This window comes from Enterococcus sp. FDAARGOS_553, from assembly GCF_003812305.1.
Lineage (GTDB): Bacteria > Bacillota > Bacilli > Lactobacillales > Enterococcaceae > Enterococcus_D > Enterococcus_D gallinarum.
In genome coordinates this window covers 2992537-3012234 of the sequence record NZ_CP033740.1, presented here as the reverse complement: position 1 = coordinate 3012234, position 19698 = coordinate 2992537, and the positions used below count along the sequence as shown (strand labels likewise).

The 19698-nt window shown below is 41.2% G+C and carries 20 protein-coding genes, 1 tRNA gene and 1 other annotated feature; of the genes, 17 read left to right on the top strand and 4 right to left on the bottom strand.

Annotation, left to right across the window (positions count from 1 at the left end):
- Positions 1–11: 11 nt before the first annotated feature.
- The 3 genes from EGX73_RS14890 to EGX73_RS14880 form a co-directional block, all read right to left on the bottom strand.
- Positions 12–614: a hypothetical protein gene (locus EGX73_RS14890; RefSeq protein ID WP_005471120.1), complete on the bottom strand. Its 603-nt coding sequence runs from the start codon at positions 612–614 to the stop codon at positions 12–14.
- A 213-nt stretch (positions 615–827) separates the two neighbouring features.
- Positions 828–901: transfer RNA gene (locus tag EGX73_RS14885), tRNA-Arg, on the bottom strand.
- Between the two features lie 89 nt (positions 902–990).
- Positions 991–1686: an O-methyltransferase gene (locus tag EGX73_RS14880; protein WP_123867040.1), complete on the bottom strand. Its 696-nt coding sequence runs from the start codon at positions 1684–1686 to the stop codon at positions 991–993.
- Positions 1687–2304: 618 nt separating this feature from the next.
- Here EGX73_RS14880 and EGX73_RS14875 point away from each other — a divergent pair.
- Genes EGX73_RS14875 through leuD form a run of 4 tightly spaced genes read left to right on the top strand, consistent with a single transcriptional unit; the run spans position 2305 to position 6829 of the window.
- Positions 2305–3825 (top strand): 2-isopropylmalate synthase, encoded by a 1521-nt coding sequence (locus tag EGX73_RS14875; RefSeq protein ID WP_005471121.1) that lies wholly within the window; start codon positions 2305–2307, stop codon positions 3823–3825.
- Entirely contained in the window at positions 3822–4859 is a 1038-nt protein-coding gene (leuB, locus tag EGX73_RS14870; RefSeq protein ID WP_005471123.1) for a 3-isopropylmalate dehydrogenase, read from the top strand. Before EGX73_RS14875 ends, leuB begins: the two co-directional genes overlap by 4 nt.
- A complete protein-coding gene (gene leuC, locus EGX73_RS14865; protein WP_003126173.1) occupies positions 4860–6239 on the top strand; it encodes a 3-isopropylmalate dehydratase large subunit in 1380 nt (459 codons plus the stop codon).
- On the top strand, positions 6239–6829 hold the full coding sequence (leuD, locus tag EGX73_RS14860; RefSeq protein WP_005471126.1) for a 3-isopropylmalate dehydratase small subunit: 591 nt from the start codon (positions 6239–6241) through the stop codon (positions 6827–6829). Before leuC ends, leuD begins: the two co-directional genes overlap by 1 nt.
- A gap of 19 nt (positions 6830–6848) precedes the next feature.
- On the opposite strand, the gene EGX73_RS14855 is transcribed toward leuD, so the two are convergent.
- Positions 6849–7496: a uracil-DNA glycosylase gene (locus tag EGX73_RS14855; protein WP_003126176.1), complete on the bottom strand. Its 648-nt coding sequence runs from the start codon at positions 7494–7496 to the stop codon at positions 6849–6851.
- 145 nt (positions 7497–7641) lie between these two features.
- Positions 7642–7713 (top strand) — a sequence feature (ribosomal protein L21 leader region).
- 19 nt (positions 7714–7732) lie between these two features.
- Here EGX73_RS14855 and rplU point away from each other — a divergent pair.
- The 13 genes from rplU (at position 7733) to EGX73_RS14785 (ending at position 19674) form a co-directional block, all read left to right on the top strand.
- A complete protein-coding gene (rplU, locus tag EGX73_RS14850) occupies positions 7733–8041 on the top strand; it encodes a 50S ribosomal protein L21 (RefSeq protein ID WP_003126177.1) in 309 nt (102 codons plus the stop codon).
- Positions 8042–8067: 26 nt separating this feature from the next.
- Complete coding sequence (locus tag EGX73_RS14845; RefSeq protein ID WP_003126178.1) at positions 8068–8412, top strand: ribosomal-processing cysteine protease Prp; 345 nt, start codon at positions 8068–8070, stop codon at positions 8410–8412.
- Between the two features lie 12 nt (positions 8413–8424).
- Positions 8425–8718, top strand: a complete 294-nt coding sequence (gene rpmA / locus EGX73_RS14840) for a 50S ribosomal protein L27 (protein WP_003126181.1) — start codon at positions 8425–8427, stop codon at positions 8716–8718.
- Positions 8719–8808: 90 nt separating this feature from the next.
- Complete coding sequence (locus EGX73_RS14835; protein WP_003126182.1) at positions 8809–9261, top strand: N-acetyltransferase; 453 nt, start codon at positions 8809–8811, stop codon at positions 9259–9261.
- A gap of 524 nt (positions 9262–9785) precedes the next feature.
- Positions 9786–10712 (top strand): phosphate/phosphite/phosphonate ABC transporter substrate-binding protein, encoded by a 927-nt coding sequence (locus tag EGX73_RS14830; protein ID WP_003126183.1) that lies wholly within the window; start codon positions 9786–9788, stop codon positions 10710–10712.
- 81 nt (positions 10713–10793) lie between these two features.
- On the top strand, positions 10794–11582 hold the full coding sequence (phnC, locus tag EGX73_RS14825) for a phosphonate ABC transporter ATP-binding protein (RefSeq protein WP_123867039.1): 789 nt from the start codon (positions 10794–10796) through the stop codon (positions 11580–11582).
- Positions 11579–12361 (top strand): phosphonate ABC transporter, permease protein PhnE, encoded by a 783-nt coding sequence (gene phnE / locus EGX73_RS14820; protein ID WP_003126185.1) that lies wholly within the window; start codon positions 11579–11581, stop codon positions 12359–12361. The genes phnC and phnE (EGX73_RS14820) overlap by 4 nt, the downstream gene beginning before the upstream one ends.
- The gene (gene phnE / locus EGX73_RS14815) at positions 12358–13143 is read left to right on the top strand and encodes a phosphonate ABC transporter, permease protein PhnE (protein ID WP_172956420.1); all 786 of its coding nucleotides are present in this window, start codon (positions 12358–12360) and stop codon (positions 13141–13143) included. The genes phnE (EGX73_RS14820) and phnE (EGX73_RS14815) overlap by 4 nt, the downstream gene beginning before the upstream one ends.
- A 151-nt stretch (positions 13144–13294) precedes the next feature.
- The gene (locus EGX73_RS14810; protein ID WP_003126187.1) at positions 13295–14203 is read left to right on the top strand and encodes a diacylglycerol kinase family protein; all 909 of its coding nucleotides are present in this window, start codon (positions 13295–13297) and stop codon (positions 14201–14203) included.
- A 96-nt stretch (positions 14204–14299) separates the two neighbouring features.
- Entirely contained in the window at positions 14300–14836 is a 537-nt protein-coding gene (locus EGX73_RS14805; RefSeq protein WP_005471134.1) for a GNAT family N-acetyltransferase, read from the top strand.
- Between the two features lie 231 nt (positions 14837–15067).
- Positions 15068–17893: a sigma-54-dependent transcriptional regulator gene (locus tag EGX73_RS14800; protein ID WP_005471136.1), complete on the top strand. Its 2826-nt coding sequence runs from the start codon at positions 15068–15070 to the stop codon at positions 17891–17893.
- A 226-nt stretch (positions 17894–18119) separates the two neighbouring features.
- Positions 18120–18614 carry a mannose/fructose/sorbose PTS transporter subunit IIB gene (locus tag EGX73_RS14790; protein WP_029486684.1) on the top strand — a complete coding sequence of 165 codons (495 nt, stop codon included), beginning with the start codon at positions 18120–18122 and terminating at the stop codon, positions 18612–18614.
- A 70-nt stretch (positions 18615–18684) separates the two neighbouring features.
- Positions 18685–19674 carry a mannose/fructose/sorbose PTS transporter subunit IIB gene (locus EGX73_RS14785; protein WP_003126193.1) on the top strand — a complete coding sequence of 330 codons (990 nt, stop codon included), beginning with the start codon at positions 18685–18687 and terminating at the stop codon, positions 19672–19674.
- The last annotated feature ends 24 nt before the right edge of the window (positions 19675–19698 follow it).

The window sequence follows — 19698 nt, the reverse complement described above, 5'->3', positions numbered from 1 at the left end:
CCACTCATCGATTATTTAGTTAAATCGAATGTAACATCAAAATCTTTATAATTATCCTCGTCATAATTTTCGGTGTCGTAGCTAGCAGACCATTTCAATCGAATATTAGAAACGTTGCTAACATCTTCTATTTTAGGTACTGAAAATGTCACAATTCCTTCTTTTGTTACACCGCTTAAGATTTCTCCACCAATACTATCACTTAAAAACATCTCAGCTTCGATTTGCTGACCTTCCACAACCATTGTTGCTTGGTCTGGATAAGTATCAAAATCCATGTCCGAATTGTTGGTAATTTCGAAATATACTTGAACAGCGTATTTATTTTCTAGACCTTGCATTTCAATCTCATCATCGGATAGTTCTACAATCACTACTTTATTGATGTTCGTGGTCAGGCCATTCCAATCTTCTGAAAAATTCGCTGAATATTCGGCACGGTCCACGGTGGCACTATTGCTTTCTACGGTGCTACTTTCAGTAGTATTTTCAGCAGAAGATTCAACAATTGATTCGGTTTGAGCAGTGGCAGAACCTTGAGTAACTGTTTTCTTATCTTCGGGACTTGAGCAAGCCGATAAGAATAATAAATTGATACCAATAAAAACACCCAATTAAACTTTTTTCATGTTCGTTATAAACTCCTCTTCTTTTTTCTTAATTGTATCAGAAAAAGAGGTAAAGAATCTATAACTTATTTGGCGCTTATATATATAATTCAACTTTCTAGTTAGCCTAATTTCAAAAAAACTAAATCAATTTGGCACACATTTGGCACAAGAACAAACAAAAACCGCCAAGAACAAGGGTTCTCGACGGTTAAATAACGTCACAGGAGGGATTCGAACCCCCGACCGTCCGCTTAGAAGGCGGATGCTCTATCCAGCTGAGCTACTATGACAAGTCAGCAACAAATAACATTATAGAAAAAGGAGCGCCTAATGTCAATCGCTTTTCGCTATTTTTGCCAACTTTCTTTAAAATGACTCGTTACTCGCTAGTTGTAGCCAAGTCCACATGATCTGCTTCTTTCGTAATAAGGATAACGCCATCTCCTAAGGGAATTAAGCTAGAAGTCAGTTGGGGATGATCCATCACTGTATTGAGGAAAAGGTTTAGTTTACGGTGGATGGCCCGTTGTCCTCGTGGAATGTCTTCTATAGGATCTAAAATCGTTCCTGCCTGAAAGACGTCATCGACCATTAACACGCCGCCTTTACGTAAAAGTCGTAAGCATTCCGGTAAAAATTCGATGTATTTAGACTTTGCACTATCCATGAAAATAAAATCGTAAGGGCCATCAAGTGTCGGCAAAACGTCTGCTGCCTGTCCCTCTAAAAGAGTGACTTTATCCTCAAGGCCCAATTGTTTGTAAGTTTCTCTGGCTTTTTTGATCATGACATCATAGCGATCGATGGTAGTTACGTGACCATCACCTACATACTGTGCCATCAAACTTGAAGAAAAGCCGATTGCTGTACCGATTTCTAATATTTGCTTGGGCTTCATTTGTCCTAATAAAAATTGCAGGAACACCACTGTCTCATGCGGAATAATAGGAACTTCTTTTTCATGAGCTGCCTGTTCGATTTGACCTAATTTCCCAGTTAATTGCTTTTGTTTTTCCCGCATAAACGCCACTAGTTCTTTTTTTACTACTGGACGATGCATCATTTCGTTACGCATCCTGATCCTCCTAAATAATTTCTGTTACTTATTATACGGATAACTCTCTTTGAGTTCAATCCTTTCTACTTGGGAAAAGAACAGATCTTTTGCTCAGTAAGACAAAAAAACCAGTCGAATGACTGGTAGGGGAGAAAGGTTGAAAAATAATTTTTGGTATACAATGATACTAACAGAGCAATGTTTAAATTGTGTTAAGAGTCTGTGAAGATATAACCAGTATTCGCTGAAAAAAATCTGTTTTAAAGGAACGTATTTCAAAATAATTTCTTACTTCTAAGAGATATGAAGAGAGAAAAGGACACTTTTATTTCTTTTTCTCTAATATTATCTATCTAAATATTCAGAAAATTCAATTAAAAGCATTGACAGATGCAGTGTCTTTCGGTATCTTCTTATATAAGGTAACGAGAAGCAGAAAGTGACAGGTGAATAAAATGAATAGAAATAGGCCGATGAACACTAGCAACTTATTATTACCGTGAGGACTCTTTTTTGTATTTCATGATCTGATGACGTGAAACAGAAGAGTCCTATTTGCATTGCATAAAGGGAAGACCTTTATGGAGTGCTTTTTTTATACCCTAAAAGAACAAATGAGCCAGAGGAGGAATCAGTTTGAGACAGATCCAGTTTTTTGACACCACCCTTCGAGATGGAGAACAGACTCCAGGAGTGAATTTCAATACGAAAGAAAAGGTACAGCTTGCTTTACAGCTGGAAAAATGGGGAATTGATACAATTGAGGCAGGTTTTCCAATTGCTTCGGAAGGAGACTTTGCAGCGGTTCAAGCAATCGCAACTGCTGTATCCACGATGACAGTGGCAGGTCTGGCACGCTGTCAAATTAAAGATATTGATCGCGCTTATGAGGCATTAAAGCAAGCAGTAAGTCCCCAGATCCATGTATTTTTGGCAACCAGTGAAGTCCATCGCCGTTATAAATTAGCCATGACTAAAGAAGAAGTAATCCGAGCAATCAAAGAACATGTTACCTATGCTAGAACCTTATTTGACAAGGTTCAATTTTCTCCAGAAGATGCGACCCGCACAGAAAAAGATTTTCTGTTAGAAGCGGTTCAAACAGCGATCGATGCCGGGGCGACCATCATCAATATTCCAGATACCGTTGGCTATAGTAATCCCACTGCCTATGGCGAATTATTTGCCTATTTGATTGCCAATACCAAAAGCAAGGAACCGATTATGTTTTCCTCCCACTGTCACGATGATCTGGGAATGGCAACGGCGAATGCTCTGGCAGCTATTGAGAACGGAGCCACTCGTGTGGAAGGAACGATCAATGGCATTGGTGAACGGGCCGGAAACACGGCGTTGGAAGAGGTGGCATTAGCATTGCATGTGCGTCAAGATTTCTATGACTGCACAACGAATATCCAGTTAGGCGAAACCAAACGAACCAGTGACCTAGTCGCTCGACTATCAGGGATCGCTGTTCCTAAGAATAAAGCGATCGTTGGAGGAAACGCCTATGCACATGAATCGGGCATCCATCAAGACGGCGTCTTGAAGAATCCTGAGACATACGAGATCATTACGCCGCAATTAGTCGGTGTTCAAACAAATTCGCTACCGCTGGGAAAATTATCTGGTCGGCATGCGTTTATAGAAAAGATGAATCAATTAGGCTATCAGTTTGACTCTGAGGAAACAAATGCATTGTTCAAACGATTCAAAGAACTGGCAGACAAAAAGAAACAAGTAACGGAGCAGGATTTGCTGGCGTTAGCAGCGGATCAAGGTCGCACGCAAACAGAGGGCGTTGAATTAGAGGCTGTTCAGCTACAATATGTCTCCAATGGTCATCAAGGTGCCGTGGTATCGATCACAAAAGATCATCAATCTTATGTTGCCTCAGCAATTGGCGCTGGGAGCATTCAAGCAATCTATAATTCGATCGACCAGATTTTTGATCAGCAACCGCGACTGCTAAATTATGAAATCACGGCTCTTACGAGTGGAGAAGATGCGCAAGCAGAAGTTCATGTAGCTATCGAATGCGCAGAGACAAACCGACAAATCAGTGGGATCGGTGTTGATTTTGATGTGTTGCAAGCTTCTGCAAAAGCCTATGTACAAGCCAGCGCTGCTTTGAAGAATCGAGGCGAGAATAAATGAAGAAAATCGTCGTTCTTGCTGGTGATGGCATCGGACCGGAGATCATGACCAGTGCATTGCAAATTGTAAAGGCGTGTTTGCCAAGCAACCCGTATTTCTCTTTTGAGTCTTATGCATTTGGCGGACAAGCCATTGAGCAGTATGGCACACCACTGCCAAAAAAAACATTGCAAGCTTGTCAGCAAGCGGATGCCATTTTGCTCGGAGCCATTGGGGATCCCAAGTGGGAAAATGCAGCTTATACACCGGAAAAAGGTTTATTGGACTTGCGGCGCGCGCTTGATCTTTATGCCAACATTCGCCCCATCAAAGTAACGGATGCTTTTTTACCCTTTTCTCCTTTGAAAGAGCAGATCGTTAAAGGAACCGATCTGGTACTGGTAAGAGAATTGACGAGCGGCATTTATTTTGGAGAAAAAAAGCTATCGACAACAGAGGCTTCGGATCTGAATTATTACCATAGGGAAGAGATTCGCCGTATCTTACGAAAGGCGTTTCAGATCGCACGAACTAGACAACGGCGAGTAGTGTCCGTGGACAAGGCCAATGTTTTGGCAACAAGCAAATTATGGCGAAAGGTGGCGAATGAAGTAGCGCAAGAATTTCCCGATTGTCAGTTAACACATCAATATGTTGATTCTGCCGCTATGAAGATCTTGCAACAGCCAACTGTATTCGATGTGATTGTGACTGAAAATCTTTTTGGCGATATTCTCAGCGATGAGGCGTCAGTCCTACCAGGATCATTAGGTGTTTTGGCTAGTGCAAGTCATAGTCTTTCTGGGGTTTCACTGTATGAACCGATTCACGGTTCAGCACCGGATATTGCCGGCAAAGATATTGCTAATCCCATTTCAATGATTCTGTCTGTGGGGATGATGCTAACTTCTTTTGGGATGAAATCAATTGCTGATCAGATGGAGCAGGCGTGCTATCAAGTGATGGAAGATGGGGTCGTGACTTGTGATCTTGGAGGGAATACTACTACAACAGAATTTACGAATGCGGTAATCAAAAAATTAGGGGGCTACTGAATGGGGAAAACATTATTTGACAAACTCTGGGAACGTCATGTAGTGCTGGAAGAAGGTGAGGCACAGCTGTTATATATCGATCTGCATCTGATCCATGAAGTGACTTCTCCTCAAGCTTTTGAAGGACTGAGGCAAGCTGGCCGGCGTGTTCGTTGCCCTGAAAAGACCTTTGCAACGATGGACCACAATGTCCCGACTAAAGATATTTTTACGATCACGGATTTGGTTGCAAAGAAACAGATAGATACACTGCGCAACAACTGCCAAGCATTTGGGATACAGTTATGTGACAATGGCTCAGCCCGACAAGGAATCGTACACATGGTTGGCCCGGAAACCGGTCTGACACAACCGGGGAAGACGATCGTTTGTGGAGACTCACATACAGCCACACATGGCGCGTTTGGAGCTATCGCTTTTGGTATTGGCACAAGTGAGGTGGAGCATGTTTTTGCAACTCAAACGATTTGGCAAACGAAACCAAAACGTATGGGGATTGAGATCAAGGGAACTTTGCAACCAGGCGTCTACGCTAAAGATATCATTCTTGCCCTGATCGCCACTCACGGTACGGATTTTGGAGTAGGTCATGCCATTGAATTTTATGGAGAAACAATCCGGAATCTGTCAATGGAGGAGCGCATGACGATTTGTAATATGTCGATTGAAGGTGGGGCGAAGATAGGGCTGATTGCCCCTGATGAAACAACCTTTGCTTATGTCGCGGGTCGGGAATATGCACCCAAAGAGCTCGCTGACGCAATTGCAGACTGGCAAACGCTAAAAACCGACGAAGATGCTGTTTTTGATACCCAACTGACTCTTGATGCCTCTCAGCTGGAACCTTATATTACGTGGGGAACCAATCCTGAGATGGGAGTGCCTATCAGTGGAGTCTTTCCTGAAATTCGTGACCATAATGATGAACAAGCTTATCAATATATGGCATTGCACCCTGGACAGCGAGCCGAAGATATTCCAATTGAATATATTTTTATCGGTTCCTGCACAAATGGTCGACTCTCTGACTTGCAAGAAGCCGCAACTATTTTGGAAGGAAAAAAAATCAAAGATGGGGTCACAGGCATCGTGGTTCCAGGATCACGTCCAGTTAGAAAAGCGGCAGAAAAACTGGGGTTAGATCAGATCTTTAAAGATGCAGGTTTCGAATGGCGAGAGCCTGGTTGTTCCATGTGCCTAGGCATGAATCCAGATAAAGTACCAGCGGGCGTCCATTGTGCTTCTACATCAAATCGGAACTTCGTTGGACGTCAAGGTAAGAATGCCCGTACCCATTTATGCAGTCCAGCAATGGCTGCGGCTGCCGCTGTTTATGGACGCTTTGTAGATGTTCGAGAAATCGTCGGGAGGAAAAATTAATGGAAGCCTTCACTTACTATCAAGGGAAAACGATCCCATTAATGAATGATAATATTGATACGGATCAAATTTTACCGAAAAATTATTTAAAACGGGTTGAAAAGACAGGATTTGGTCAATACCTTTTTGATGACTGGCGCTATTTATCAAATCGCCGTTCAAATCCTGAATTTATTTTGAACTTTCCAGAATACAAAGAAGCATCTATCCTCATTTCTGGAGATAATTTTGGTTCTGGTTCTTCGCGTGAACATGCGGCTTGGGCGCTGATGGACTACGGCTTTCGTGCAGTGATTGCCGGCAGTTTTAGCGATATTTTTTATATGAATGCAACGAAAAACGGCTTGCTGCCTATCGTTTTATCGCTTTCTGCTCGTCAAGTATTGGCAGCATTGGCTCCTGATGAGAGGATCGCTATTGATCTTCCCAAACAGCACGTAACTGTCAAACAAACGGTCTATCCTTTTGAGATCGATGCAACATGGAAGCATAAACTGGTCAATGGATTAGATGAGATTGGCATCACGTTGCAAGAAGAAGAAAAAATCACTGCTTATGAAAAAACAATCCCTCATTATCGCCGCAACTAAAAGACAGAATTGCGAGATGCTAGTGCAAGCCATGCTCTCTGATGCGATTCAAGCCAGACCAATCTTGATGGATCCGTTCAGCCAATGTTCGATTATAAAAAATGGCAGCGGGATGATACATTGGAACAATCAGGTATTGTTTGTCAGACCACGTATAACCATTTTTTTCAGCATTCAACTGTTGAATCGCACTTCTGATTGGCTGCCCATGAACATTTGTAATGGAATAGCGATTGCCTAATAATCTTTGTAACCCGATGTTTCCAACCGTAGCAATCAAAGGCGGATCCACCTTTTGGATTTCGTAATCCAATAAAGGCGCATGCAACAAGACTTCTTTTTTTGTTGGCGTTCGATTGGGGTGCACTACTTCATGTGCGCCACTTCGTTTGTTGATTCGTTCTTTGATCGAATAGGGACGGCTCCGTACTGCACTCGTGATATATACCTCTTCACGTGTCAGTCCGACTAACGCCAAAGAGGCCATCAGTTCTTTGCCTGCTTGGCCACTGAAAGGAATAAAATTCTCGATTTCGGTCCGTCCAGGTGCTTCACCAACGATCATTAATTTGGGATGAAGCGGTCCTTGACCAGGAACAAAACCTTCAAGCTGATAGGCTTTTGATTGTTCAATGATTGGCTCAGCTAGTTTTTTTGGGTAGTTCATTTTAACACCTCATTTGTTTCTTTCTTCTATAGTAAAACAACTTACTTAAAAAAAATAGTAAAGCGGCATGACAAAAATAAATCATTATTTTTCATTGACTTTACGGAAACATTTTGATAAAGTTAATCTGTTGTAATTGTGGACTCCACAGCTACAACCGCACAGAACAAGTTATTAAGTACGAAAGTCACTTGGGATGGCGAGTCTAAGTATAATAGAAGGAGGTGCTTTAGAGCATGTACGCAATTATCAAAACTGGTGGTAAACAAGTAAAAGTTGAAGTGGGTCAAGCAATCTATGTTGAAAAATTAGATGTAGAAGCTGGACAAAAAGTTACTTTTGATGAAGTGATCTTAGTAGGTGGCGAATCAACAAAAGTAGGTGCCCCAATCATTGCTGGTGCAACTGTTGAAGGAACTGTAGAAAAACACGGCAAACAAAAGAAAGTCGTAACTTTCAAATACAAACCTAAAAAACATTCACACCGCAAACAAGGTCACCGTCAACCTTACACAAAAGTTGTTATTGACGCAATCAATGCATAATTCTTACGAAAAGTAGGGTAACGAATATGATCAAAGGGACATTCAAGCGTAATGACTCTGGTCGGATTGTTTCTTTTGAACTTACCGGTCACGCGCAAGCAGGAGAATATGGCAAAGACATCGTCTGCGCAGCTGCTTCAGCATTAGCGATCAGTGCGGTAAATGGGATCGATGCTTTGGCTGGTGTAACACCAATCGTTGAAGCGAACAATGAAGAAGGTGGCTACCTTCTTGTTAAACTTGTTCCTCGTTTGACCCAAGAGCAGTCGAATATCTCTCAGATTCTTTTAGAGAATCTATTGATTGGTCTGCAATCTGTTCAAGAAGAATACAGCGATTATATCCAAATTAAAACAATCAAAGAAAACTAGGAGGTGCATCTCATGTTGATGAAAATGAATTTGCAATTCTTCGCTCACAAAAAAGGTGGCGGTTCTACTTCTAACGGACGCGACTCTCAATCAAAACGTTTAGGTGCTAAACGTGCTGATGGTCAAACTGTTTCAGGTGGATCAATCCTTTATCGCCAACGCGGTACTAAAATTTACCCAGGAGTAAACGTAGGTATCGGTGGAGATGATACATTATTTGCAAAAGTTGACGGTGTTGTTCGTTTCGAACGTAAAGGCCGCGACAAAAAGCAAGTTTCTGTATACCCAGTAGCGCAAGAAGCTTAATAATACAGTTAGATGATTTACTATATCCTTAGTAAGTCATCTTTTTTTATTCGGTTTGTTTGAAAGCGATTTAATTAGAGGAGGTCTGAAATGATCCGGCTAAAACCAATCACAAAAGAGAATTATCGTGGCTGTATTGAACTAAAAACAACCAAAGAACAAGAAAAATTTGTTGCGCCTAATTGGTATTCTTTGCTGGAAGCTGTATATGAAGAAGCTCGGCAGGCTTTTGCGATTTATCATCAAGAAGAAATGATCGGTTTCTTATTGTTTAGTTATTACGAAGCGGATGAAGATTATGCAAAAGAATCATGGTGGATCGAGCGTTTTATGATTGATCATCGCTTTCAGCAAAAAGGATATGGATCACAGGCAATGGAAGCAGCGATTGAATGGTTCCGGCAGGCGATCCAAGCAAAAGAACTACGAATTTCTTCCGTTAAAGAAAATACGATCGCTAAACAAATGTACGAAGGTTTTGGATTTGTTGCAACTGGAGAGTTTGTAAATGATGAGACCGTGTTGTTGAAAGAATGGAGATAATCTGGTTGAAAATAAACTCATGGTGGTGTTGGATGTGAGGAGCCGACAGCCATGAGTTTTTTTGCACTTGAAAGACTGCTGTTGTAAGTCCGGGGAAGAATAGGCGATCGTCTTTTCGATCTGTCTCTTCAAACTTTTGTTTTGGTAATCTTGGTCAAACTAGTTACCGGTAGATGTGAAGAGAGAATTATAGCCTCAAAAGTAGAGAATTTCCTGATTGATGACATGTCCAATAGATCACAACTATCTTCGAGAGGATTAACAGAAACTTTACGTGTTGTAAATACAAACGATAAATTGCTTTGGTACTCTTTTTAAAGTAGAGCAAAGCAATTGACAGACTGTGAAATACTCTTTGATTGAGAAAAGGTACACAAGTTAATGTTCGTGATTAGATTGATTTTACTAAAAAATATCCATTTATAGTGAAAAAATAGTTGTAATTAAATGTACGTTTTTCTATAATCAAAAAGGTAAAGTTCGTTAATTGGTTGTTCTGATTTTTAACACAAAGGAGAAGAAGAATGAAGCTTTGGAAAAAGGTAGGAATCGTTGGATTAGGGTTAGCAACTGGATTGGCATTAGCAGCTTGCGGAGCGGGAGAATCTAGTTCGAGTGCAGAGGAACAATATGTTCCAGAAAAGTTGACAGTTCAATTTGTGCCCTCGCAAGCAGCAGAAACGTTAGAGGCTAAAGCGAAACCGCTTGAAAAGCTGCTAAGTGATAAATTAGGAATTCCAGTTACCGTAAGTGTTTCAACAGATTACAATACGATCGTCGAAGCAATGGCTTCTAAGCAAGTGGATGTGGGCTTTTTGCCTCCAAATGCTTATGTTTTGGCTCATGAACAAAGCAATGTAAAAGTATTACTGCAGGCACAGCGATATGGAATCAAGCAGCCTGGTGGTGAAGCGACAGATGAATTGGTGGATAGCTATCGATCAATGGTTGTGGTCAAGAGCGGCAGCGATATCAAGGAATTAGCTGATTTGAAAGGGAAAACGATCGCTACACAAGATGTAACCTCTTCGGCTGGGTATGTTTGGCCAGTTGCGGAACTTCAAAAAGAAGGGATAGACATCAATAAAGATGTAACGACAGTTCAAGTCAAAGGTCATGACCAAGCAGTTTTGGCTGTCTTGAACGGAGATGTAGATGCGGCTTTCGTTTTTGAAGATGCGCGAAATACAGTGAAAAAAGATTATCCTAAAATCATGAATGACGTGGAACCTATGTATTTCACAGAACCAATCCCGAATGACACCATTAGTGTTCGCAGTGATATGAGTGAGGAATGGGACAAAAAAATCCAAGATGCCTTTATCGAAATTGGTAAAGATGAAGAAGGTCATCAAATCATTTCAGATATCTACTCTCATGAAGGCTATGTAGTCTCCCAAGACAGTAATTTTGATATCGTTCGTGAATATGCAGAACAAGTAGGACAATAAGCGGCAGAGAAAGGGTATCGTATCAACAGATACCCTTTTCAATTTTATAAAAGTAGTTTAATGAGAGAAAGTAGGAGAACCATGGCGTTAGCAAATAAAAAGATCATTTCGTTTAGAAATGTGACAAAAGAATATCCAAACGGTGTGCTGGGGTTAAAAGATTTGAATATTGACATCGATCAAGGGGAGTTTGTGATCGTTGTTGGGTTGTCTGGTGCGGGGAAATCAACCATGCTGCGTTCCATCAACCGCTTGCACGAAATCACCAGTGGCGAAATTTTGATCGATAATCGCTCCATTACAAAGGCAAAGGGCAAAGAATTACGTTTGATTCGCCGAGACATTGGCATGATTTTCCAAAGCTTCAATTTGGTAAAACGTTCGAGTGTCTTAAGGAATGTTCTCACTGGAAGAGTCGCTTATCACCCCACTCTTCAGATGCTTTTGGGATTGTTTCCACAAGCGGATAAGGAACTAGCTTATCAATCGCTACAAAGAGTGAATCTAGCCGAAAAAGTTTATTCAAGAGCCGATCAATTGTCTGGTGGGCAGCAACAACGGGTCTCGATTGCACGGGCATTGACTCAGGAACCAAAAATCATTTTAGCGGATGAGCCGGTAGCTTCTCTGGATCCTATGACAACGGAGAAGGTCATGAGTGATTTAAAGCGGATCAATCAAGAGTTAGGTATTACGATCGTTGTCAATTTGCATTCCGTGCAATTAGCGCGAGAGTATGGTACACGGATCATTGGGTTACGTGATGGTTGCCTTGTTTTTGATGGACCAGTTAGCGAAGCCACTGACCGAAAATTAAAAGAAATCTACGGCAATGAGATTATCGAAGAGCAAGGAGGCACAGAAAAATGACCACTCAATTGTTGCCTAAACGAAGCGGACTATGGAAGAATATTCTTTGGTTGGTGCTTTTTTTGCTCGTCTTGATTTTGAGTGGATCGATTACGGGAGTCGATCTTCGCCGTTTTTTTGAAAATGCGGATCAAATGAACGTGATACTGATAAAAATGCTGCGACCAGATTGGTCGTATAGTACGATCATTGTGGAGCCTCTTCTTCAAACCATTCAAATGGCAATTGTCGGAACAACGTTTGGGGCGCTCATTGCTTTGCCTTTTTCTTTGCTGGCAGCCAGAAATATCCTAACAATTCCTTGGTTATCGGGGATTTTTCGCTTTCTTTTGAATATCGTACGAACGATTCCTGATTTGATGTTGGCGGCGCTGTTCGTAGCAGTTGTCGGTATTGGTCCGGTAGCTGGTGTGACTTCAATTTCCATCTTTTCTTTTGGGATGATTACGAAATTATTTTATGAGTCGATCGAAACAATTGAAGCGGGACCGATCGAGGCTGTCACCGCTTCAGGGGGATCAAAACTGGCGATTATCCGTTACGCGGTACTTCCGCAGGTAACGAGTCATTTTTTAAGTTATCTTTTGTATGCCTTTGAAATCAATGTTCGCGCCTCAACGATCTTAGGGTATATCGGCGCGGGAGGAATCGGTGTCTTTTTGCAACGATCATTGAGTCAATTTCGCTACGACCAAACGGCAATTATCGTTTTGGCGATTTTTATCGTTGTTCTTCTTATAGATACCATCAGTAATAGAGTAAGGGAGCGATTGCTATGATGTTGCCAACGGAACCCCAGAAAAAAAGAAAATGGCTTTTCGTGCTCGTTCTGGTTGCTATTTATATTTGGGCATTTGCAGGAATCCCCTTAGCTACTATCAAAGAAAACGTTGGTCAAATCTTAGGGGCAATTTTCTACGGATTGATCCATCCGGATTGGAGTTATGTCTATACCGGGGATGGCGAAGATTTGTTCAGTTTAATGATTGAAACGGTAGCCATCGCTTTTGTTGGTACATTTATTTCTTCTTTATTAAGTATTCCTTTTGCGTTTTGGGCAGCTCGAAGCAAAAATACACCTAGATTCTTGTCGGGCACAGGAAAAGTCGTCTTAACAGCGATTCGCACGTTTCCTGAGATTGTTCTAGCCGTCATGTTTATTAAAACTGTTGGTCCAGGATCTTTTGCGGGCGTTTTAGCCGTCAGTGTCCATTCCATAGGTATGTTGGCCAAGTTATATAGTGAAGCGATCGAAAATATGGATCAGGGACCTTCTGAATCTGTTGTGAGTGCTGGCGGAAATCGCTGGGCGGTTTTAGGATTTGCGACTTTACCGCAGTTGATTCCAGAGTTTTTGTCGTTTACTTTATATCGTTTTGAATTAGCTGTTCGCTCTGCATCGATTCTGGGAATAGTGGGAGCAGGAGGGATTGGTACACCGATGATTTTTGCTATCAATGCACGATCTTGGAGTCGTGTGGGCATCATTTTGCTTGGTATTATTTTGACAGTTACCTGTATTGATTTTATTTCGGGGCGTTTACGCAAACGATTGGTCTAAGAATAAGAAATAGGGCAATTACACACAGCTCTATTCGATTCAATTGGAGATTCGGTCAGAGTTATTCGCGGTGGTTTGCACAAAAGACAAATCTGGTGGCTCTTTGTTATACTAAAATGTGAAACGAAGTAGCATTAAGGAGGCAGAGGAGATGAAAGCACTATTGATCGTCAATCCTAGTTCAGGAGGCGAAAAAGCTGCAGGATACGAGGAATTAGCAACAAAAAAATTGCAGGAACTATTTGATGAAGTGGCTGTTGCACACACAGAAAAAGCGGGTGATGCCGAGCGGTTCGCATCTGAAGCTGTCGGCTCCGTGGATAGCGTGTTTGCAATGGGAGGTGATGGTACAGTTAATGAGGCGATCAGCGGAATTGCTAGTCATGAGGAGCGTCCGCGTTTTGGCTTTTTCCCTCTAGGTACAGTCAATGATTTGGCTCGTGCATTGGCCATTCCTCTTGATCCTGAAGAAGCAATCGAATCATTTTCGTTGAATCATTCTCGCAAAATCGACATTGGGAAAATCAATGACGACTATTTCATGAATGTAGTGGCGATCGGCATCATTCCAGCAGCTATCAACAATGTTGAAGTTGAAGAAAAAACGAAACTTGGAAAAATGGCTTATTTCCTTTCCGGGTTGCGGGAAGTACGCAAAAATGAAAGTCATCAATTTGAAATTATCACTAGTGGTCAGGAAGCAACAGAAACCAAAATTGAAAGCAGCACACTGATCGTAGGATCGTCGAATACGATCGGTGGTTTTGAATCGCTGTTACCAGAAGCGAGTACGAATGATGGGAAATTGCATCTTATCTACATTAAAGACAGCAATCTTTGGGAAACCATCAAGAGTATTCCCGAACTGCTAAAAGGAGTAACGGAATCCAACGAATCCCTTGGATATCTAACGTTTGAGAAAGCGCAGATCAAACTACTGGATGATACAACGATCGAAACCAATGTCGATGGAGACCCTGGTCCAAGTCTGCCGGTTGAGATCCAAGTATTACCACAACATATTACTGTGTTTTGCGGGCAAGAAAAAAATCAAGCGTAAGCTAGTGGGTAAAGATGATCCTTGTTTTTAGACAAGGATTGTCTTTTTTTTATTAGAAAGGTATACTGATAAAAATTTGAAGAAAGAAGGGAATATATGAACATTCGAAAGGCTGCTGTTGCAGATACCAAATCATTGTTAAAAATTTATGCGCCTTATGTAGATCATACGGCTATTACTTTTGAAACAGAGATACCAACTGAGGAAGAGTTTGCGCACCGGATCACTCAAACGCTTCAGCATTATCCATACTTGATTGCTGAAGAAAATGGTGTCATTCTTGGCTATGCTTATGCCACCGCTTACAAAACACGAGCTGCCTATGACTGGACGGCGGAAGTGACGGTTTACATCGATCGAGAAGTAAAAGCAAAAGGGATAGGAACGATGCTTTATCATCATTTGGAGTCAGAGTTGAAAAAACAAAATATCGTAAATTTGACCGCTTGTATCACGGCTGGGAATAAAAGCAGTGTGAGGTTCCATCAAAAATTTGGTTACAAAGAAGTTGCATATTTCCCACAAATTGGCTATAAGTTTGAGCAGTGGCACGATGTTTTATGGATGCAAAAAGAGTTGCAGCAGTTTGATGGTGACGTGCCAAAATTTATTCCCTACCCATTGACACAATAATCATAGCATTAGATTGTCTTTTTTTTGCTAAATGCTTTATTCTTAAGTTAATCAAAAGGTGCTATGAAAAAATGGTTAGTGCTGTATGCAGCAAGATTTTTCAAGGGGCGTGTTTAAGGGTGGCTAGGTTATTGGCTGGTTTGAGTAGGGAAAGTATTCAGAAAAGATTTGCAATTTTTATTCAAACCCATTAAAGTATTCAAGGATAAAACTTTCAAGGAGGCGGAGCTGTTGGGGAAACGGATTGAGCGTATTTATCAATTTTTATTGGAAAATACAGAAAATGGCTTGAATGAAAAGGGAACGACGACATCAGAGGTCGCTGATCAATTGATGATCCAACGAAGCAATGCCAGCAAAGATTTGAATCAACTTGTCAAAGAAGGCCGCGTTCAAAAGAGTGATACCCGGCCAGTGAGGTATTGGGTAGCTCAAGATGCACGGTCTGGGCCTGAGAAATATGTTCCAAGTTATAAAGAGAACCGCCCCCAAAGAGAGAAAGCTACGCCGCAGCGAGTGGATGTCAAATTGGGAAACCGTGATATTTTTTCAACGATCATTGGTGTGAACGGCAGCATGAAAAATGCTGTCGAACAAGCCAAAGCGGCAATTCTGTATCCTCCTAAGGGGCTAAATTGTTTGATCACTGGACCAACAGGTTCAGGGAAGACGTATTTTGCTCACGCCATGTTTCAGTTTGCGAAAAGCAATCAGGTGATCGAAGAGGAAAAAGAGTTGATCGTTTTCAACTGTGCCGATTATGCCAATAATCCAGAGTTGCTTATGAGCCATTTGTTCGGTTATGTTCGCGGTGCTTTTACCGGAGCGGATCAGGAGAAAACCGGAATCATTGATCAGGCGGATGAAAGTATGCTATTTCTAGATGAAATACATCGATTGCCGCCTGAAGGACAAGAAATGATTTTTTACTTTATGGATCATGGAACCTTTAGTCGATTAGGTGAGACTGGTAAAAATCATCAAGCCAATGTTCGCATCGTCGGAGCAACTACTGAGGATCCCAATTCGACATTGTTGGACACTTTTACTCGGAGAATTCCGATCAATATCCAACTGCCGTTTTTTGAAAAACGACCTGCCTCAGAAAAAGTGGATCTTGTTCGGGTACTTGTAGGACAAGAAGCAACACGAATCCAACGCACGATCACATTGACTGAAGATGTCGTTAAAGCGTTGATTGGCAGTGTCAGCTTCGGAAATATTGGTCAATTGAAGTCCAACGTTCAGTTGGTCTGTGCACGAGGGTTCTTGAATCATATGCAACAAGATGAAATCGAGATTGATTTGGACGAACTTCCCGAAGGAATCCGCTCAGGATTAATGGTCTTGGGGAATCGCCGAGATGAGTTAGCAGAGCTGTCCAAAATTCTTGAGCCGACTGTGCGTGTTCAACCAAACCAAAATCTTAATAATATTCAATCCGATTCTTATGAATTACCGTATAATCTTTACGATATTATCGGCGATAAAGCTGCTTTATTAAAAGCGGATGGGCTGGATCAAGAAGCCATCAATCATTTCATATCTACAGATATCAATGTTCATTTGAAATCATTTTACAAAGATCACGGCTTTTCTTTCAATTCAGAAAACAAATTGAGCGAGTTTGTGGATCAAAAAGTGATCACAGTGACAAATCGTATTTATGATCTGGTACGCACAAGGCTGAACTATGAATTTCAGCAAAATTTTGTGTATGCGATGAGCTTACACATTAGTTCTTTTTTGAAAAAAATTCATCTGGGAGAAGAACGGCATACCAATGACAATATTCGTCAAATGGTCGCCGACTATCCGAAAGAGTTTGAAGTTGCTAAAGAAATTCGTACATTTATTGGTGATAGTTTCAAAGTATCGATTCCTGAAAGTGAAACCTATTATTTGGCTGTTTTACTCGTATCTTTGCGGACTGCCCATTCCTCTGGAAAAATTGGTGTAGTTGTAGCAGCCCATGGGAACAGCACGGCAAGCAGTATGGTTCAAGTGGTTCAACAACTTTTAGAAGTGGATCAAGTGGCAGCAGTAGACATGCCTTTGGACATGCCGCCTACCGTTGCATTGAAAAAGATCGAAGAAAGTGTTCAAGCAGTTAATGATGGTAGCGGCGTGATTTTATTAGTAGATATGGGATCTTTAGCTACCTTCAACAATGAGATTCAGAGGGAAACAGGTGTGATTGTACGGACTGTCGATATGGTGACGACATCAATCGTTTTGGAAACAGTCCGAAAAGCCTCAGTTATCGGCACGGACATCGATAGTTTGTATGAATCGCTTAGAAAATTTCGCGGCTATGGTTCCGTTGAACAGCCGGAGGGTCACTTAAGCAATCATCATCGCAAAGCCATCTTAGCCATCTGTGCCTCGGGTAAAGGAACGGCTCAGAGGATCAAAGAACTAATTCAAAGTTCCCTCTCGAAACGTCAAAATCAGAATGTAGAGGTTGTGACACTTTCAGTGGCTGATTTAAAGACTGAGTTAGAACCCATACAAAGACAATATCAACTGATCGCCACGACAGGGATCATAGATCCAAAAATCGATGCGCCTTTTATTTCTCTGGAACGATTCATTGATCAAGATGTAGATCAATTGTTGGAAGAAATTTTGTTAGAGAATGATCTGAGTTTTGAACAAGACGTTGAACTTGGTGAAGAACAAGCAGAAGAAATTTGTTTTAAATATATGGAGCAAAACCTGACTTTTGTCAATCCGCGAAAAGTTATCGAGCCATTGTGGCAATTTGGCCATCAATTGATCAATGATTTAGAATTGACGGATGCAATACCAGGGTTTCAAATCAATTTTGTGCTCCACTCTGCTGGAATGATCGAACGGATCGTATTAAAGCAACCTTTAACTGTCGATGAACCCCTTGTTTCTGAACTGAAGCAAGAGCCGATGTACAAAAAACTTCACATCCATGTTCGCTCGTTCTCGCGCTTGTTAAATGTAGAAATACCAGAAAGCGAAGAATATTACTTAGCAGAGTTGATTAAAAATCATCAAGAAAAAACGGTTTTGGCTGATCAATAATACATTAAGAATAGAATACACTAAAAAAGATACACTTTTTTTCAGTGTATCTTTTTAGTGTATCATCAAGAGGCCGATTCTTAAGCCTTTCCAAAGATTAGTGTATTGTATAAAAGTTGGCACGCTTCTTGCTTCTATATAAGTGGATACAGGAGGTGAATGAAAAAAGTAAGGGATCCACAAATAGCCAGCGGATCGATGGATGTAGGAGGTTTTTACGATGGGAATGGATATACGTCTTGCTCGAATCGATGATCGTTTGATTCATGGTCAAGTAGCAACAGCCTGGTCGAAAATGACTGGTATTAACCGAATCATCGTTGTCAGTGACGAAGTCGCAAATGATCAGCTTCGCAAATTTCTTTTGAAAGAAGCCGCTCCGCCAGGAATCAAATCCAATGTCGTCACAGTGGCGAAAATGCTTGAGGTTGCACATAACGCATTATTTGATACCCAAAAAGTCATGTTATTATTTACCAATCCTCAAGATGTTGTCACACTAGTCAAAGGCGGATTACCGATTCATTCAATCAATATTGGAGGAATGAGCTTTTCGATAGGAAAGCGGATGATCACTAATTTTGTTTCTGTCAATGATCAAGACCTCGAATCACTGCTTTATTTGCAGAAACAGGGCATTGAAGTCGAGATTCGAAAAGTTCCTGCTGATCGTAAAATCTATTTGATGGATATTTTGGAAAAAGAGGGTAGTCACACTTGATTTTTCGTCGTTGCTTTTTTTCTTTCATTTAAGTGTCACATTTATCAATTTTGAAATAGGAGGTAAAAAGATGGTAGGAATTATCCTAGCAAGTCATGGAGAATTTGCAAACGGCATTTTGCAATCTGGTTCAATGATTTTCGGCGAACAAGAAAATGTTAAAGCTGTAACATTGATGCCAAGTGAAGGCCCAGATGATATCAAAGCAAAAATGCAAGAAGCAATCGCCACATTCGACGATCAAGAAGAAGTGTTATTCTTAGTTGATCTTTGGGGCGGTACACCTTTCAACCAAGCAAACAGCTTGTTTGAAGACCACAAAGACAAATGGGCAATCGTAGCTGGTATGAATTTACCAATGGTCATCGAGGCTTACGCTTCACGTTTTTCAATGAATACAGCACATGAGATTGCTGCACATATCATTGAAACAGCTAAAGAAGGGGTCAAGGTGAAACCAGAAGAACTTGAACCGGCAGAAGCTGCTGCTCCAGTTGTGGCTGACGATCAACCTAAAGGATCACTTCCTCCAGGTACTGTACTGGGCGATGGCAAGATCAAAATTGTATTGGCTCGTGTTGACTCTCGTTTGCTTCACGGACAAGTAGCTACAGCATGGACAAAATCAGTGAATCCATCACGGATCATCGTAGTATCAGATGCAGTTGCAAAAGACGACTTGCGTAAAAAATTGATCGAACAAGCAGCTCCTCCAGGAGTAAAAGCCAATGTTATTCCAGTAGAAAAAATGATCGAAGTGTCAAAAGACCCTCGTTTTGGTAATACGAAAGCATTGCTATTGTTTGAAAATCCAGAAGATGTATTGCGAGTAGTAGAAGGCGGCGTAGACATTCAAGAAGTCAACGTTGGTTCAATGGCTCACTCAGTCGGAAAAGTTGTTGTAAGTAAAGTATTGTCTATGGGTACTGAAGACGTTGAAACGTTCGAAGAACTAAAATCACGGGGCATCAAATTTGATGTGCGTAAAGTACCAAACGATTCACGCGACAACATGGATGAAATTTTGCGTAAAGCGAAAAACGAATTGTCGAACAAGTAAAAAGTATACAACTAAATAGGAGGT

Bases quoted from the DNA above. Each gene is read 5' to 3' on its own strand.
- phnE (WP_172956420.1), top strand. From the start codon at position 12,358: ATGATGTTGCCAACGGAACCCCAGAAAAAAAGAAAATGGCTTTTCGTG.
- EGX73_RS14830 (WP_003126183.1), top strand. From the start codon at position 9,786: ATGAAGCTTTGGAAAAAGGTAGGAATCGTTGGATTAGGGTTAGCAACT.
- EGX73_RS14805 (WP_005471134.1), top strand. From the start codon at position 14,300: ATGAACATTCGAAAGGCTGCTGTTGCAGATACCAAATCATTGTTAAAA.
- EGX73_RS14790 (WP_029486684.1), top strand. From the start codon at position 18,120: ATGGATATACGTCTTGCTCGAATCGATGATCGTTTGATTCATGGTCAA.
- EGX73_RS14855 (WP_003126176.1), bottom strand. From the start codon at position 7,496: ATGAACTACCCAAAAAAACTAGCTGAGCCAATCATTGAACAATCAAAA.
- EGX73_RS14880 (WP_123867040.1), bottom strand. From the start codon at position 1,686: ATGCGTAACGAAATGATGCATCGTCCAGTAGTAAAAAAAGAACTAGTG.
- leuB (WP_005471123.1), top strand. From the start codon at position 3,822: ATGAAGAAAATCGTCGTTCTTGCTGGTGATGGCATCGGACCGGAGATC.
- leuC (WP_003126173.1), top strand. From the start codon at position 4,860: ATGGGGAAAACATTATTTGACAAACTCTGGGAACGTCATGTAGTGCTG.
- leuD (WP_005471126.1), top strand. From the start codon at position 6,239: ATGGAAGCCTTCACTTACTATCAAGGGAAAACGATCCCATTAATGAAT.
- EGX73_RS14835 (WP_003126182.1), top strand. From the start codon at position 8,809: ATGATCCGGCTAAAACCAATCACAAAAGAGAATTATCGTGGCTGTATT.
- rplU (WP_003126177.1), top strand. From the start codon at position 7,733: ATGTACGCAATTATCAAAACTGGTGGTAAACAAGTAAAAGTTGAAGTG.
- EGX73_RS14785 (WP_003126193.1), top strand. From the start codon at position 18,685: ATGGTAGGAATTATCCTAGCAAGTCATGGAGAATTTGCAAACGGCATT.
- phnC (WP_123867039.1), top strand. From the start codon at position 10,794: ATGGCGTTAGCAAATAAAAAGATCATTTCGTTTAGAAATGTGACAAAA.
- EGX73_RS14845 (WP_003126178.1), top strand. From the start codon at position 8,068: ATGATCAAAGGGACATTCAAGCGTAATGACTCTGGTCGGATTGTTTCT.
- EGX73_RS14810 (WP_003126187.1), top strand. From the start codon at position 13,295: ATGAAAGCACTATTGATCGTCAATCCTAGTTCAGGAGGCGAAAAAGCT.
- phnE (WP_003126185.1), top strand. From the start codon at position 11,579: ATGACCACTCAATTGTTGCCTAAACGAAGCGGACTATGGAAGAATATT.
- rpmA (WP_003126181.1), top strand. From the start codon at position 8,425: ATGTTGATGAAAATGAATTTGCAATTCTTCGCTCACAAAAAAGGTGGC.